At 57.3% G+C, this 14,773-nt stretch carries 16 protein-coding genes; 8 read left to right on the forward strand and 8 right to left on the reverse strand.

The annotated features are described in order from the left end of the window. The 4 genes from B3797_RS00790 to B3797_RS00805 form a co-directional block, all read right to left on the reverse strand. Positions 1-510: FimD/PapC N-terminal domain-containing protein (locus B3797_RS00790; protein WP_311790105.1), on the reverse strand; the 510-nt coding region annotated here is incomplete at its 3' end. A 14-nt stretch (positions 511-524) separates the two neighbouring features. Further along, on the reverse strand, positions 525-1,205 hold the full coding sequence (locus B3797_RS00795) for a fimbria/pilus chaperone family protein (protein WP_311790106.1): 681 nt from the start codon (positions 1,203-1,205) through the stop codon (positions 525-527). A 61-nt stretch (positions 1,206-1,266) separates the two neighbouring features. Beyond that, the gene (locus tag B3797_RS00800) at positions 1,267-1,959 is read right to left on the reverse strand and encodes a DUF1120 domain-containing protein (RefSeq protein ID WP_311790107.1); all 693 of its coding nucleotides are present in this window, start codon (positions 1,957-1,959) and stop codon (positions 1,267-1,269) included. A gap of 530 nt (positions 1,960-2,489) precedes the next feature. After that, a complete protein-coding gene (locus tag B3797_RS00805) occupies positions 2,490-3,929 on the reverse strand; it encodes a cytosine permease (RefSeq protein WP_311790108.1) in 1,440 nt (479 codons plus the stop codon). A 249-nt stretch (positions 3,930-4,178) separates the two neighbouring features. Between B3797_RS00805 and rluF the strand changes: the two genes are divergently transcribed. Then, on the forward strand, positions 4,179-5,114 hold the full coding sequence (rluF, locus tag B3797_RS00810; protein ID WP_414693019.1) for a 23S rRNA pseudouridine(2604) synthase RluF: 936 nt from the start codon (positions 4,179-4,181) through the stop codon (positions 5,112-5,114). Here rluF and B3797_RS00815 read toward each other — a convergent pair. Further along, the gene (locus B3797_RS00815; protein WP_311790110.1) at positions 5,111-5,929 is read right to left on the reverse strand and encodes an arginase family protein; all 819 of its coding nucleotides are present in this window, start codon (positions 5,927-5,929) and stop codon (positions 5,111-5,113) included. The two genes, rluF and B3797_RS00815, sit on opposite strands and share 4 nt — an antisense overlap. A 118-nt stretch (positions 5,930-6,047) precedes the next feature. Between B3797_RS00815 and B3797_RS00820 the strand changes: the two genes are divergently transcribed. From B3797_RS00820 to B3797_RS00830, 3 genes are all read left to right on the forward strand, one after another. Next, positions 6,048-6,653 carry a TetR/AcrR family transcriptional regulator gene (locus tag B3797_RS00820; protein ID WP_311790111.1) on the forward strand — a complete coding sequence of 202 codons (606 nt, stop codon included), beginning with the start codon at positions 6,048-6,050 and terminating at the stop codon, positions 6,651-6,653. A 100-nt stretch (positions 6,654-6,753) separates the two neighbouring features. Then, positions 6,754-7,434, forward strand: a complete 681-nt coding sequence (locus B3797_RS00825; RefSeq protein WP_311790112.1) for a type 1 glutamine amidotransferase domain-containing protein — start codon at positions 6,754-6,756, stop codon at positions 7,432-7,434. Between the two features lie 103 nt (positions 7,435-7,537). After that, positions 7,538-8,293 (forward strand): alpha/beta hydrolase, encoded by a 756-nt coding sequence (locus tag B3797_RS00830; RefSeq protein ID WP_311790120.1) that lies wholly within the window; start codon positions 7,538-7,540, stop codon positions 8,291-8,293. 38 nt (positions 8,294-8,331) lie between these two features. Here the strand turns inward: B3797_RS00830 and B3797_RS00835 are convergent, their stop codons facing one another. Then, positions 8,332-9,081: a DeoR/GlpR family DNA-binding transcription regulator gene (locus B3797_RS00835; RefSeq protein ID WP_311790113.1), complete on the reverse strand. Its 750-nt coding sequence runs from the start codon at positions 9,079-9,081 to the stop codon at positions 8,332-8,334. An 80-nt stretch (positions 9,082-9,161) separates the two neighbouring features. Here B3797_RS00835 and B3797_RS00840 point away from each other — a divergent pair, with 80 nt between their 5' ends. The 4 genes from B3797_RS00840 (at position 9,162) to B3797_RS00855 (ending at position 11,577) form a co-directional block, all read left to right on the forward strand. Next, the gene (locus B3797_RS00840) at positions 9,162-9,755 is read left to right on the forward strand and encodes an NUDIX domain-containing protein (protein ID WP_311790114.1); all 594 of its coding nucleotides are present in this window, start codon (positions 9,162-9,164) and stop codon (positions 9,753-9,755) included. Beyond that, a complete protein-coding gene (locus B3797_RS00845; RefSeq protein WP_311790115.1) occupies positions 9,749-10,108 on the forward strand; it encodes an NUDIX hydrolase in 360 nt (119 codons plus the stop codon). Before B3797_RS00840 ends, B3797_RS00845 begins: the two co-directional genes overlap by 7 nt. A 285-nt stretch (positions 10,109-10,393) precedes the next feature. Then, positions 10,394-11,194 carry a glycoside hydrolase family protein gene (locus tag B3797_RS00850; RefSeq protein WP_311790116.1) on the forward strand — a complete coding sequence of 267 codons (801 nt, stop codon included), beginning with the start codon at positions 10,394-10,396 and terminating at the stop codon, positions 11,192-11,194. Next, positions 11,191-11,577, forward strand: a complete 387-nt coding sequence (locus B3797_RS00855) for a hypothetical protein (protein WP_311790117.1) — start codon at positions 11,191-11,193, stop codon at positions 11,575-11,577. Before B3797_RS00850 ends, B3797_RS00855 begins: the two co-directional genes overlap by 4 nt. Here B3797_RS00855 and B3797_RS00860 read toward each other — a convergent pair. Together B3797_RS00860 and B3797_RS00865 are read right to left on the reverse strand one after the other, a co-directional pair. Beyond that, a complete protein-coding gene (locus tag B3797_RS00860; protein ID WP_311790118.1) occupies positions 11,574-13,097 on the reverse strand; it encodes a serine/threonine-protein kinase in 1,524 nt (507 codons plus the stop codon). The two genes, B3797_RS00855 and B3797_RS00860, sit on opposite strands and share 4 nt — an antisense overlap. Further along, positions 13,094-14,773: AAA family ATPase (locus B3797_RS00865; RefSeq protein WP_311790119.1), on the reverse strand; the 1,680-nt coding region annotated here is incomplete at its 5' end. The genes B3797_RS00860 and B3797_RS00865, both read right to left, overlap by 4 nt.

A 14,773-nucleotide genomic window follows, 5' to 3' on the forward strand; every position in this document is an offset into this window, starting at 1 on the left:
ATTCGCGCCAACTTCGGACGTCAGCGTTTGAGAATGATGGTTTTCGCCGCTACGGCTCTGAAACTGATAGTGTCTGGCATCGTAATTAACGATAGCCGCCTTGCCGCCGGTCGCATACTGCACCTCCCGCAGCAGGCTGCTGGCGGGAACCTGTAGCTGCAAACGGCTACGCCTGACCTCTTCTTTGATGTTTATTTTACTGCTCGCCAGCGGTTTCAGGCAGGCAGGTCGGTATCCATCAAAGCTGAGCGAATCGATGCCCAGCTTGCGCAGCAGCGCCTCGTTCCAGCAGGGCGAGCCGGCACTGTCAAAAATAACCTGATGCACGCCTCTGTTTTTCCCGTTGACGCTAATATTCACGGCGTTCACGCCGGGAAAGAAATGCGCGCCAGCCTCAAACAACGCCGCTGCGCTGGGATCGTAACCAAGCGATGCGAGCATCTCCCTGTCATATTTTACCGCCGCCGCCGCACTGGTTGCGGCCCACACCGCAGCTGTGAAGATCGCCACTCTTATCATGTCAGTCACAGCCTTAGCTCATAAGGCGCTGTCAGAATGCCGAACCGGGTAACGGGATGCAGCCGGAGGCTTTGCGCGTGACTGGCGCCTTGAGGCGGCGCAAGCGTGATCGATTCGTGTGGCAAAATATAGGTTTTCGGCAATTCCATCCTGGTTTTGCCTGGCAGCAGATCGATCTGCGTCGTCAGCCGGACGATATAGGGCGTTGGGTTGTTAATAATAAGGGAGGTACCGGCTCGCTGCGCTGTTAAGCCTTGCCACGGCGTGGTATTCAGCGGCAGGCTCGCCGGAGAGAGAATGACGGGGATATTCTGGCCGATCGTCACGCGCGCGCGGTTTTTCTTGCCGTCGTCAGTGGGAACAGGAGTGAAATTAATGCGCTGCATGGTTTGAGTGGTCAACCTGATGCCCTCTTTCAACACCACCCGTACCTGCTGCTTATCGCCGCCCTCAACCCGTACAAGCTGCGGCGTAAGAATTAATTTATTTTCGCGATCTTCCGGAATAGTTTGCAGGCTGCTGTGCAGTAAGGCTGGGCTGCTGTCTGTATTCTCTACAGTCATAGTCGCCTCACGGTTCTCATCGTCAATAAATAACACCGGAACCTGAGGTTTCATACCCGCCGCAATAGCGTTGTAAGGGGATAAAATAAGAAAGGCTATAATAAAGCTGTTTTTAAGTAACATAGGATTAGCGTCATTTAAAAAATAAGCGAAGGCAATATGCCTTCGCAAAAAAAAATAAAAATCAGATATAGACCACAGAGAATGTCACGTTGCCGTCAATATTGACCGCTTCGCCTCCTGGATAATGGTCGCTTGGCTTCAGAACAATTGCAGGCGTAATGGTATAGCTGGCGCTGGTAGCCGCTGCTGGCGTACTGGAACTGGCGCTGCTCGCGAGGGAAAAATAACCGTTTTTCTCTAAAGAAAATCTTTTAGTGGGTGAAACCGTCCTGCTGCTCCAGGTTCGCTTATCACTGCTGGTGAGCAGATTGCTGCTGGCTGTGCCATTCAGATTTGCCTCGCTCAGGCTCAACTGCAGAAAGCCAACTTTTTTATCTGTGCTGTGGGTGCCAATGCCAAAAAGCGATGCATTAGCCACTGCGGTGCCCATGTTTACTCCCATATCGCTCAGAACTTCCGCTGTGGTCATTGCGCTGGCAGCGCGATTGTCAGTCGTCTGGACCGCGACGGCTGTGGCCCCGTTACAGGTCAGATTCAGGGTAAGTGGAGCGCCCATTTTTGAGTTAACAGGCTCCGTCAGGCTGGCAGCAGAAATAGTGGAAAAATCAATGGATGCTGCGCTCAGTGAAATATCGCAGGAGGTCGGTTGTATCGAACCTTTCACAGTCAGCGTGGCAGATGTGGCGGCAACAGCTGCAAAGTTAGCGGTTCCCAAAGCCACTGCAGTAACAGAGGATAAAATAATTTTGCGCATAGTATTGGTGTCTTTAAAAAGGAAATTTTACGGGAGGCTGATGAAATTAGTAATGCCATAGAATTTAATTTCATAACCATGTTTTAAACCAGACTAAATAACGAAAAATAAGAAGCCAAAAACTTATCTTACAAAGTCTTCATCACGGCATCATATTAGTCGTTAAGCTAATTCAGGTTTCGGGGCATGATAACATCTGAATACAGAGGTGATACCCAATACGGGATATAATTCACTCCTGCATTAGAAAGTAAGTTAAGACTGGGTTAATTTATTGCACCATCCCTTATTAAAGGACGCTGTAAAGGGTAAACAGGCTCGCCAGCGCAACATTTTTTTAACACCCACTTCCAGATGAAGGGATATTTACCGGACAGAAAGGGCAAATTCAGAAATGTGTTAATTATTCCCTTGCGTCGACGTGCTCTCTTCCGATCTGCCTTTGACGCCTGCGCCAGATAATTAAAACCAGGCCCGTTTGGGCCTGGTTCTCTCCGTGACGTTGAAAAGAATAAAACGATCGCTGGCTGCTAGAGGCTTGTCCGCGTCGAATAAACCGTCTCCTTTAATACGCCGCGACGGTCAAAACGCCTCATGCCCAGCCACAGCAGTGCCGTAGCGAACCAGCCGATAATCCAGGAGACATCATTCCCGGCGAAAATCCAGGTCAGCGAGCCATGGTGCAGCGGGTTGTCGATAAACGGCAGCTGGATCAGGACGCCGATAAAGTAGGTCGCAATACCCAGCCAGTTCCAGCGGCCATACCGTCCGTCAGGCTGCGACAGCGCGGGGATATCAATATGGCCTTTGGTGATCAGGTAAAAGTCGGTCAGGCTGATGGCGCTCCAGGGTACGAAAAACGCCAGCAGGAACAGCAGGAAATGGGTAAAGGACTTGAGGAAAGCGGGCTCGCTGACCAGCGCGATAATGCAGGCGATCGCCACCATCAGCACCACAAAGCTAATGCGTCCGCGCTGGCTCAGGGAGGTCTGGCGACTGAAGCCGGAAACAATCGTGGTCAGCGACATAAAGCTGCCGTAGGCATTCAGCGTGGTGAAGGTAATCTTGCCGAAGCAGATAGCGAAATAGATCACCATCGCCATGGTGGCGCTGCTGCCTAACCCAACGATATAGCCCACCTCATTGCCGGAAAACGCGCTGCCCGCGATGGCCGCGACGATAACACCGAGCGTCATTGAGGCCTGCGTGCCCAGTACGGTGCCGAAAAACACGGAGCTGAACAGGCGCCTGGCGGATACATCTTCCGGCAGATAGCGCGAATAGTCAGAGACATAGGGACAAAACGCGATCTGCCATGAGGACGAAAGGGAGACGGCGAGTAAAAAGGTAGAGAAGGCGAAGTGGCGGTTCTGCCAGACCTGCGTCAGATCGTGCGTCGACAGCAGCGTGATAAACAGATAGAGGAAAGCGAGCACGCCGATAACGCTCGCGACTTTGCCCAGCTTATGGATCACCCGGTAACCCAGTACCGCAATCACTACAATAATCAGGCTGAACAGGATCATACCGGCGGCGTTACTGATATGCAGCAGCTTCGCCATCGCCTGACCAGCCAGCACTGTGCCGCTGGCGGAGAAGCCGATATACATAATGCACACCAGCACCAGCGGGATCACCGCGCCGAACACGCCGAACTGAATGCGGCTGGTGATCATCTGCGGCAGACCCAGACGCGGCCCCTGTACGGCGTGCAGCGCCATCACCGCCGCGCCGATAATCTGGCCGACAAGCAGGCCGATCAGCGACCAGACCACATCGCCGCCCAGCACCACGGCGAGCGCGCCGGTCACAATAGCTGTAATTTGCAGGTTGCCGCCAAACCATAGCGTGAACTGACTGAACGGATGTCCGTGGCGTTCGCGGTGGGGAATAAAATCAATCGATCGGGTTTCAGAAAGCCGTTTGCTCTCGCTCTCCGAACGCTCTGATGCAGGAAGTTCCGCTGACATAGTTTCCTCGCTAAGCTGGGTTGTTAGTTATTATCTGCCCTTTGTTAACCGTTGTGATGCAAGATGTATATACATGTACGGATGTTGTCATGCGGCTGTAAAACTTACAAGGCGGTGGGTCATTGGAAATTGTGATGGCGCTGGCAAGCCTGACATCAGGAACAGGAGAAAAGAAAGCGGGAATATGCTACATAAGCGCACTCTGCCGCCGTGATAAACGGGGCAGGTAAGAAGAACGGGCTAACCTGCATGAAGCGCAGGATTTACCCGCAAGATTATTGTATAGTCCGCGCTTTTTGGAGGTTTCCCTTGCTTAACTCATCCACACGCCTGAACAAATACATCAGCGAAAGCGGTATCTGTTCACGCCGCGACGCCGATCGCTATATCGAACAGGGCAACGTGTTTATCAACGGCAAACGCGCCGCTGTTGGCGCGCAGGTTTTTCCGGGTGACAGCGTCAAGGTAAACGGCCAGCTGATCGAGCCGCGCAGCGAAGATAATCTGGTGCTGATTGCGCTGAACAAGCCGGTCGGCATTATTACGACGATGGAAGAGGGCGAGCGCGACAATATCCGCGACTTCGTTAACCACAGCGAACGCATCTTCCCTATTGGTCGCCTCGACAAAGATTCCCAGGGGCTGATCTTCCTGACCAACAACGGCGATCTGGTCAACAAGATCCTGCGCGCGGGCAATAACCATGAGAAAGAGTATGTGGTGACCGTGGATAAGCCGATCACCGATGAGTTTATCGTCGGCATGGGCGCAGGCGTGCCGATGCTCGGCACCGTGACCAAAAAGTGCAAGGTGGTTAAAGAGTCCGCGTTCGTGTTTCGCATTACGCTGGTGCAGGGCCTGAACCGTCAGATTCGCCGCATGTGCAAGCACTTCGGCTTTGAGGTGACGAAGCTGGAGCGCACGCGCATCATGAACGTTAACCTCAAAGGCATCCCGCTGGGCGAATGGCGCGATCTTACCGACGACGAACTGGCTGAGCTGTTTAAGCTGGTCGAAAACTCCTCCTCCGAAGATAAACCCGCGAAGAAAAAAACGCCGGCTAAAAGCAGCGCGGTGAAAAAGCCGGTAATCAGCAGCGCGCCGAAGAAAAGCGAAAAGAGCGATGAGCGCGCAGGCAACCGCAAACGCTTTACCCAGCCAGGACGCAAGAAGAAAGGACGTTAAAGCCTTCTCCACAAGGGCGTCAGCGCCTCCAGGAGCGGTTCGGGCGACACCGGCGCGCCGCCCGGCTGCCAGGCGTGCTGGAACTCCGCAATCTCAATGCCTGAAAAGGTACTCTCTGCGAGCACGTCACAGCAGGCGGAGAGATCCGCCAGCGTCAGGCCGCCTTCTGAGCGGTAGTCCGTCGGGACGATGCCCGGCTCCAGCACGTCGCAGTCCAGATGCAGATAAACCGGCCGACCAGCCACCGCTTCTCTCAGGCGTTTCGCGACATCGGGTCCGGGCGCAATCAGCGGGATGTTATGCTGCGCGATAAGATCCTTTTCAAAGGGGTCGAGATCGCGCTGGCCGACCAGCACCAGCCGATCGAGACGCAGCCCGCTTCCCAGCCCGGAGAGCCACAGCCCGGCTGGCCCCGAGAGCGCCAGGCCGCCCAGAAATCCTGAGGTGGAGGATTCAGGCGTATTAAGATCGCCATGGGCGTCAAACCACAGCACACAGGCGTCAGGATGATATTTCGCCAGCGTGGGCAGGGTCGCCAGCGAGACGGCGCAGCGGCTGGTGGCGGATACAGAGATCGCCCCGGCGCTGAAAATCTGTTCAAAGCGAGCGCGCATCGCCTGCAAATCGGGCAGCGCTGCCGTCAGCGCTTCACGCCAGTCCGCTTTGGTCGCTGCCGCGGGGGAGCCGATAACCACCGGCGTAGCGCCGCTGCGTTGCGCCAGTTGTTCGCCGATAGCTTTTGCGCCAGGTATCGCCAGATCGTTGTGATCGCCAGCGACGCCTTGAAAAATCGTACAGGCTACTTTTCTTTTCATCAGCTATATCCTTGATTAAAAAGACATTTAACGCTTTACCAAGATACATGGTAGAGTAGACGCAAAAAAATCATCATCACCCCTAGACGACCGGTCTAATAAAGGCTATCTTTAACCCATGAACACAGTAGCTCACAAACACAGAGAAGACGTCCGCGAACATATTCTTGCGACAGGCCAGCGCATTATGGCCAGCAAAGGATACTCGGCTGTCGGTCTCAACGAGATCCTGACCGAAGCAGGCGTGCCGAAAGGCTCGTTCTACCACTACTTTGGTTCGAAAGATGCTTTTGGCGTTGCCATGCTGGAAAGCTATTTTGAAGAGTATCTCGCCAGTATGGATAAGACGCTGGGCCAGCCCAACTGCACGATGCAGCAAAGGCTTATGCATTACTGGCAACAGTGGCAGGATACGCAATCTTTTCAGGACTGCCAGGGTAAATGTCTGGCCGTCAAGCTGGGCGCTGAAGTCGCCGATCTCTCTGAGGCGATGCGGCAGACCCTGCAAAAGGGAACAGCCGGGATCGTAGCACGTCTGACTGACGCCATTGAGGCGGGTGTAGCGGAAGGTTCGCTCCATATTGATCAGAAGCCAGACGTTGTGGCGGAAAGTCTTTATCAGCTCTGGCTGGGTGCCAGCGTGATGGTCAAGATTGTTCGCAACAAGCAGCCCTTTGAGTCAGCGATGGTGCTGACGCAGCAAAGTCTTAACGCTGCCTCCTGAGGAGGCAGCAAAACAGGTCGGAGACGGCTTTTTTTTATCAGCAAAATCTAGACGACTGGTCTACTATTTAAATGTCACATTCACAACGCGGAGAACGGATATGAAAGTACTTATGGTTTTGACCTCACACGATCGGCTGGGCGATACCGGACGTAAAACCGGCTTCTGGCTGGAAGAGCTGGCCGCGCCTTACTACGCCTTCAAAGATGCTGGCGCCGATATTACCCTGGCCTCGCCGAAAGGCGGCAACCCGCCGCTGGATCCAAAAAGCAATGAGCCCGATTTCCAGACAGAGCTGACGCATCGCTTTGAAGCGGACGCGGAAGCCAAAGCGCAGCTGGCGTCGACGGTGCGCCTGGACAGCGTTTCCGCCGCTGATTTCGACACCGTGTTCTATCCTGGCGGTCACGGCCCGTTATGGGACCTGGCGGAAGACAGTCACTCAATCGCCCTGATTGAACGCTTTATCGAAGCAGGCAAACCCGTTGCGCTGGTCTGTCATGCGCCAGGCGTACTGCGCCATGTGAAAACCTCAGCGGGCCGTCCGCTGGTCGAAGGCAAAAAAGTCACCGGCTTCGCCAACAGCGAAGAGGAGGGCGTTGGCCTGACGAACATCGTGCCTTTCCTGGTGGAAGACGAGCTGATCGCCAAAGGGGGTCTCTACTCTAAAGGCGAAGACTGGGGTTCGTATGTCGTTCAGGATGGCCTGCTGATCACCGGCCAGAACCCTGGCTCCTCGGCGGCAACGGCGGCGCAGCTGCTGAAAACGTTAGCTAAATAATCGCTTAGCCTGCGGCGGCGCGCCGCCGCAGAATCGGCTAATCCTCTGTCCCGGCTGAGCGAAAGCGTGCGACGGCCGTTTCCAGACCTGATGAGAGAAGAGAATAATGAAAAAATCTTTTGCTGCGCTGGCGTTCAGCCTGGTGGTCTCTGCTTATGCGCAAAGCGCGCTGGCCGAGCCGGTTAAAAATGTCGTGCTGGTGCATGGTGCCTTCGCCGACGGTTCCGGCTGGGATCCGGTGGCGCGTATTCTGGATAAAGATGGCTATAAGGTCGCTATCGTGCAGGAGCCGCAAACCTCGCTGGCCGACGACGTCGCCGCAACCCGACGCGTGCTGGCTCAGCAGAGTGGCAAAACATTGCTGGTCGGCCACAGCTACGGCGGCATGATCATCAGCGATGCGGGAAACAGCCCGTCGGTGGCCGGTCTGGTATACGTCGCGGCGTTTCAGCCTGACAAAGGCGAAAGCCTGCTCAGCCTGGCGGGCAAGTATCCGCCCGCGGGCAAGGCGATCGCTGAAACGCCGGATCACTTTCTCTTTATCAAACCTGAGAAATTCCGCGCCGACTTCGCCGCGGATCTCCCTGCCGAACAGGCCGCAATGATGGCGCGCGCCCAGGTGATGCCTGCGGTCGCCGCGTTTAACAGTGCCGCCGGGCAGCCCGCCTGGCGCGTCAAGCCGAGCTGGGCCATCGTTGCTACTCAGGATCGCTCCATCAATCCTCAACTGGAGCGCTTTATGGCGACGCGCGCCCACAGTGAGACATCTGAGGTTGAGGGCAGCCATGCGATTTACGCCTCGCAGCCGGCGAAAATCGCCGCGGTTATCGAACGCGCGGCGCAGCGGCTGTCACAGTAACGTTTGATAGAGCAGGCGGCGGGCCGCCCGCCGCCTGCTCAGATAACCGCAATCTGCTTTTGTGCCAGCAATTCACGCATCTCCGCATCCGGCTCGCCGTCAACCACCAGCGTGCTGGCCAGCGTCAAATCGCCGATGGCAAATGCCGAGGCTGAATTCATCTTCTCCTGCGAAACCATCACCACCGTTTCCGACGCGCGCGCCGCCAGCGCCCGTTTAACTCCTGCCTCTTCGTAGTTGCCGGTGGTTAATCCTGCGCTTTTGTGTACGCCCGTCACGCCCATAAAAAAGAGATCGGCATTGATGCGCGCCACGGACTCCAGCACCGATGCGCCGACTGCCACCACGGAATGCCGATAGAGCAGGCCGCCAATCATAATCACCTCGACCTGGGGATAATCGACCAGCGCCACGGCGATGCTCGGGCTGTGGGTCACGGCAGTAAACGCCAGATCCTGCGGCAGCTGGCGCACCATCGCCTCAGTGGTCGTGCCGCCGTCAATAATCACGACCTGCCCCGGTTGAATCAGCCCGACCGCTTTTTGCGCGATGAGCCTTTTTGAGCCTGCTTGCACGTTTTTGCGTGTTTCAAACGGGGCGACCGCGGCTGAAACCGGCAGCGCGCCGCCGTGTACGCGCTGTAGCAATCCTTCTGCCGCCAGCTCCCGAAGATCGCGGCGAACAGAGTCTTCCGAGACGTTAAAACGCTGGCTCAGCTCGCTGGACATGACCTGTTTCTCTGCGGCAAGGATCGCCAGAATCTGCTGCTTGCGCTGTGAACTCAGCATAATTGCAACCTTTGTTTTTTCTTGATATTGCACGATTGTGCATGATAGCGTGCTTTCTGTCACTACCTTGAGGAAAAAACATGCAGCCGAAAATACGCCATATGCGTGAGCAACTGTTATCCGATAACTGGTACACGCTAAAGAAATATACCTTTGAACAGCAGCGCGCCGATGGCAGCTGGCAGGAGCAGAGCCGCGAGGCCTACGATCGCGGCAATGGTGCCGTAATACTGCTCTACAACCGCGAGAAAAAGCACGTGGTGCTGACCCGACAGTTTCGCCTGCCGGTCTATATCACCGGCCACAACGGCTATTTGATCGAGGCGGCGGCGGGTTTGCTTGATAACGCTTCGCCGGAAGCGCGCATTATGGCAGAAGCGGAAGAGGAGACGGGCTTCCGGGTCACGCAGATTGAAAAGGTGCTGGAAGCCTACATGAGTCCCGGCTCGGTGACGGAAAAACTCTATTTTTTCATTACCAAATACAGCGACAGCGATCGCCGCGGCGCTGGCGGCGGGCTGGCGGAAGAGGGCGAAGAGATCGACGTGCTGGAATGGCCTTTTAGCCGCGCGCTGGAGGCGGTACGCAGCGGCGAGATTGAGGATGCAAAAACCATCATTTTGCTGCAGCACCTGGCGCTCCACGATATTTTTCAGGAGAAAAACCGATGCTGATTCTGATTGCGGGGCCGGTTCGCAGCGGCACGAATGGCGACCAGGCGTTGATTCACGTCAACCTTGAGAAGATGAACCGTATGGCGCTGGCGGTCTATCAACGCGGCCATACGCCTGTTATCGGCGAGTGGCTGGCGCTGCCGCTGGCCGCCGCCGCCGGATCTACGCGCCTCGGCGACGAGATCAGCGAGGCTTTTCTCTATCCGGTCGCGCATCGCTTAATCGCCTGCTGCGACGCTATTCTGTGTATGCCAGGCGCGTCGCAGGGCGCCGATAATGACGTCCGCCTCGGCCAGTCGCTGGGGCTGCAGATTTTCACCTCGCTGGAGAGCCTTCCTGCCGCAGAGGTATAATCGCGTGGAAAATAACGTTCAAACCAGATGGATGCAAAAGCATTTTCAGGAGATTCCTGGAGACAATTAATTAAACAGCCGCATCAACAGCGTTGAAGGGAAATATTTTCAGGCAAGGCTGACGAAATTAATGCACGCCGTATTCACTCTATTTTCCCACCGATTAAAAAGGTATAAATATTTAAATTTCATCTGGCTGTCATACGTTGCGGATAAAGTCAGGCGTTGCGGATCAGTTTGCGCCGCATGCGTCTGGCAAACCTTTCTGATATTAACGGATCTCAGATGGAAACCATAACTTCCCCGGTAGGTAAGGGTGCGGTCAACCGGCCTCAGGATGTCGTCGTGGTGCAAAAATTACTGCGTGAAAACGGCTTCCCTGCGCTCAGGGTCGACGGGATCTGCGGCAGTAATACCCTTAAAGCCATTATCGACTACCAGAAACGTCTTTATCATCTCCCCGACGGCGTAGTGACGCCGGGCAGGAAAACGCTGCAGCACCTGACGCAAAGCGCCTCGCCGCCGCGCGGGCCGCAGGGCGCAACCAGCACGAACCGGCAGGGCACGCGGCGTCAGCCTCGCCAGATCCTGCCCAGCTACCGCTGCCTGCGCCTGCTGATGCAGTATGAGCAGCTGCGCACCTTGCCCTACGATGACCAGACCTCCACGACTATTGACAGCTGGACCAGCGGCGCCACCATCGGCTACGGTCACTGGATAAGCCGTAAAAGCGATTTTGCGCAATATAAAGAGGGAATTTCAGAGAGCGACGCCGAGGCGTTATTCGCGCGCGATCTGAAACCCTTTATTGCGACGGTGCGCGACTATGTGAAGGTGGATTTAACCCAGAACGAATTTGACGCGTTATTAATCTTCGCGTTCAATATCGGCAGCAGAGACGATCGACATCATACGGGTTTTTACTACTCCACCGTTTTGAAAATAATAAACGGTGAGTCAGGCGAAAACCTTGATAACGCCTGGATGCGTTATACGCTTTCGCATGGCAAACCGATGCGCGGGCTAATTAACCGGCGAAAAAGCGAACTGAAGGTATACCACGAAGGAGTTTATCTAAAAATATGAAAAAGCTGATGGCGCTATGTCTGCTGGCCTGCTCATTTCACTCTCTGGCGCAGGATAATAAGCCCTTTTTCCAGAGCAAAAGCTATAACGTCTATCTCTCCCTGGGGAAATGCACCGCCGAGGATATTGAGTGCGACCAAGTAACCTACCATGCGGTGAATAAAAATAATCACCACCAGCTGACCCTGAAAGGTTCGACGCTGAATATCGGGCCGTCACGCGACTTTCGCGGCTATATCTTCCGCCAGTCGCCCTACACCTATGTGCTGGCTCCGGCGGAAGAGGGCAGCAGTGATAACAGCGCCTGGTTCCTGCAGGTTACCAAAACCACACCTCACGGTGACGATGTGGTTTTCCGGGAAAACGGCAGCGTCAGTCGTTAAGGCGTAAAGCGCTCAGGCACCTTAACCAGCCAGGTGCCAGCCTGCGTAATCTCCAGCTGTTGCGTCCAGTTTTGCTCGCCTCGCTTCACCGCCAGCTGATAATGGCCCGGCGCCAGCCGTAGCAGCCGCGGCTCGTCAGCGGTGGCAGCGGGCTGCGCCTCGCCGTCAAGAAAGAGAGCATCGTCCTTGTGAAGATTCAGATAGACGCGCGCCTGGGCGACAGGCGGCTTCGCAGCCGGTAGCGGCGCAGGCGTCGATGATGGCGCGGAGGCAGCGGCCAGCGATGACGTGGGCGCAGGCGCCGCAGCGACGGGCGCAGGTCTGGGCGGCGGCGTGGCAGCGGGCGAAGCGGGAGCCGCCACAGCGGCCACGGCAGGTTCAGGCGGCGCGGGCCGGGCGACCAGCCAGACCACCACAGCGGCAAGGCCCGCGGCCGCTGCGGCCGCCAGTATCAGCGGACGGCGCGCGGCGCTTTTTCTCCCTGGCTGCACGCTCACCGACTGCGCGGCATCAGGCACCGCAGGCACCGGTAGCAGGGCGTCAGGGGACGCCGCCACCGGCAACGTCGCCGGGAGCGACGCCGTCGGGGTGGGGATCGTCTCAGGGACAGATGCCGTTTCACGCCCGGCAAGGTCGCGGTCGAGGCTTATCAGCCGCGCCGCCAGCGCCTGAATGCTCTGCGGACGATCTTCGGGCTGCAGCTGCAGCATCTCATCGATCAGCTGCAACAGCGACAGAGAGAAGCCCGGCGGCTGGCGCTGCGCCAGCGGCTGATAGTTATTGCTGATCAGTCGCACAACGCTGACCGGCGGCGGTTCGCCAGCGACCAGCATATGCAGCACCGCGCCAAGGGCGTAGATATCGGTCCAGGGCCCCTGGTCTCCATCGCGTCCCTCGCTGTACTGTTCAATCGGCGCATAGCCGGGCTTGAGCATAATCTCGGTTTTATCGGTGAGATGGCCAATCTCTTTGCATGCCGAGCCAAAATCGAGCAGCACCGGCAGCATATTTTCCTGAATCTGAATATTATCCAGCGCGATATCGCGATGCAGATAGCCGTTGTCGTGCAGCGTGCGCAAGGCGCTGAGCAGCGGCGGCAGCAGCGAGCGGATCCACGTTTCGTTTACCAGCTGCGGCTCTTTCTGATAGCGGTTTTTCAGGGTGTCGCCGCTGTAAAACTCCGTGACCATATAGGCAGTATCGTTATCCTGCCAGAAGCGCAGCACATGGAGCAGGCCGGGATGGGAGAAACGCGCCAGGATGCGCGCCTCCTGAATAAAGCTGTTCATACCGGCCTGAAATACAGCGACGAAGCGCTCGCTGCGCAGCTGCAGATGCAGGTTCTCCCCGCGCACCGCCATTGAGGCGGGCATATACTCCTTGATCGCCACCCGGCGCTCCAGCTGATGATCCCAGGCGCTGTAGACGATGCCGAAGCCGCCTTCGCCAATCACCTGCTCAATTTCAAACTCATTAAAGCGATAGCCCTGCGGCAACGCCTGTGAACGGTTGTCGCTCATTGAGACATTCCCGCCTGTTCCTCGCTGAAGTGGTAGCTGAACTGCGGATGCGCATAGCTGACCCGCAGCGCGCTCCACTGCTGTTTCTCCAGCGTCGCGGTCAGCAGCCGCTCGCTGATCTGTGGCAGTAGCGTCTGGGTCAGGATAGCGTCAACCATGCGCCCGCCCGATTCGGTTTCCTGACAGCGGCTGGCGATCTGCTGCGCCACCTCCGGCGCAAACTCCGCCTGAATGCGGTGATGCGTCAGCAGCCGCTGGCGGATCTGCTCCAGGCGCATCCCGACGATACTCATCAGCATCGCGTCGCTGAGCGGATAGTAGGGGATCACCGTCAGTCGCCCAAGCAGCGCCGCCGGGAACGCCTGACGCAGCGGCGGGCGCAGCATCGCGGTCAGCGCCTCCGGCTCCGGCAGCAGACTCTCATCGGCGCACAGCCCCTCGATCAGCTCGCTGCCGATATTGGAGGTAAGGATAATGACGCAGTTACGGAAATCGATATGACGGCCTTCGCCATCCTCCATCCAGCCCTTATCGAACACCTGGAAAAAAAGCTCGTGCACGTCGGCATGCGCTTTTTCAATCTCATCCAGCAGCACCACGCTGTAGGGACGGCGACGTACCGCCTCGGTCAGTACGCCGCCCTCGCCGTAGCCGACATAGCCCGGCGGCGCGCCTTTCAGCGTCGAGACCGTATGCGCCTCCTGGAATTCGCTCATATTAATGGTGATCAGGTTCTGTTCACCGCCGTAGAGCGCCTCCGCCAGCGCCAGCGCCGTTTCGGTTTTGCCCACGCCGGATGGCCCGCACAGCAGGAAAACGCCGGTGGGCTTATGGGGATCGTCGAGGCGCGCGTGCGCGGTGCGAATGCGGTGCGCAATGGCGGCCAGCGCGTGTGGCTGGCCGACAACGCGCCGCGCCAGCGCTGCGGGCAGATTAAGCACCGATGCCGCCTCGTCGCGCAGCATGCGGCCGAGCGGAATGCCGGTCCAGTCGGCGACCACGGCGGCGACGACGCTGGCGTCCACCGCAGGGAAGATCAGCGGCGCATCGTCCTGTAGCTGCTGAAGCTGCCGCTGCGCCTCGCTGAGACGGGCGCGCAGCGCCGGGTCGTCCTGCGTCACCGCCAGCTGCTCCGCCCGCAGCGCGATAAGCTGGTGCACCAGCGCCAGCTCCTGTTCACAGCGCGGCTGCAGATCGGCAAACCGCTGCGCCACCTGCGCCAGCGCCGCCTCCGCTTTCGCCAGGCGTTCTACGGCGTCAGCCTGATTCAGCCGCGCTTCGCGCCGCGCGATCTCCGCTTCAAGCGTCAGCGCCTCCTGCTGACGCCGCAGCGCCACCAGCGTCGGCGGTTCGCCATGCAGGCTGACGGCGACGCGCGCGCAGGCGGTATCAAGCAGCGCAATCGCCTTATCCGGCAGCTGGCGGGCGGGAATATAGCGATGCGACAGGCGTACCGCGCTTTCCACCGCTTCATCCAGCAACAGCACCTGATGATGATGTGACAGTGTAACGGAAAGGTGGCGCAGCATCTGAATCGCCTTTTCTTCGTCTGGTTCGGCGACCTGAACCGGCTGAAAACGGCGCGTCAACGCCGGATCTTTCTCGATATATTTTTTATATTCCGCCCAGGTCGTCGCGCCGATAGTGCGCAGCTGACCGCGCGCCAGCGCAGGCTT

The organism is Pantoea sp. UBA5923 (genome assembly GCF_002431095.1).
In the GTDB taxonomy this organism is placed as follows: Bacteria; Pseudomonadota; Gammaproteobacteria; order Enterobacterales; family Enterobacteriaceae; genus Pantoea; species Pantoea piersonii.

Excerpts from the sequence above, each read along its gene's own strand:
- B3797_RS00795 (WP_311790106.1), bottom strand. The coding sequence starts at position 1,205 with ATGTTACTTAAAAACAGCTTTATTATAGCCTTTCTTATTTTATCCCCT.
- B3797_RS00800 (WP_311790107.1), bottom strand. The coding sequence starts at position 1,959 with ATGCGCAAAATTATTTTATCCTCTGTTACTGCAGTGGCTTTGGGAACC.
- B3797_RS00805 (WP_311790108.1), bottom strand. The coding sequence starts at position 3,929 with ATGTCAGCGGAACTTCCTGCATCAGAGCGTTCGGAGAGCGAGAGCAAA.
- rluF (WP_414693019.1), top strand. The coding sequence starts at position 4,179 with ATGAAGCGCAGGATTTACCCGCAAGATTATTGTATAGTCCGCGCTTTT.
- B3797_RS00815 (WP_311790110.1), bottom strand. The coding sequence starts at position 5,929 with ATGAAAAGAAAAGTAGCCTGTACGATTTTTCAAGGCGTCGCTGGCGAT.
- B3797_RS00820 (WP_311790111.1), top strand. The coding sequence starts at position 6,048 with ATGAACACAGTAGCTCACAAACACAGAGAAGACGTCCGCGAACATATT.
- B3797_RS00825 (WP_311790112.1), top strand. The coding sequence starts at position 6,754 with ATGAAAGTACTTATGGTTTTGACCTCACACGATCGGCTGGGCGATACC.
- B3797_RS00835 (WP_311790113.1), bottom strand. The coding sequence starts at position 9,081 with ATGCTGAGTTCACAGCGCAAGCAGCAGATTCTGGCGATCCTTGCCGCA.
- B3797_RS00840 (WP_311790114.1), top strand. The coding sequence starts at position 9,162 with ATGCAGCCGAAAATACGCCATATGCGTGAGCAACTGTTATCCGATAAC.
- B3797_RS00845 (WP_311790115.1), top strand. The coding sequence starts at position 9,749 with ATGCTGATTCTGATTGCGGGGCCGGTTCGCAGCGGCACGAATGGCGAC.
- B3797_RS00850 (WP_311790116.1), top strand. The coding sequence starts at position 10,394 with ATGGAAACCATAACTTCCCCGGTAGGTAAGGGTGCGGTCAACCGGCCT.
- B3797_RS00855 (WP_311790117.1), top strand. The coding sequence starts at position 11,191 with ATGAAAAAGCTGATGGCGCTATGTCTGCTGGCCTGCTCATTTCACTCT.
- B3797_RS00860 (WP_311790118.1), bottom strand. The coding sequence starts at position 13,097 with ATGAGCGACAACCGTTCACAGGCGTTGCCGCAGGGCTATCGCTTTAAT.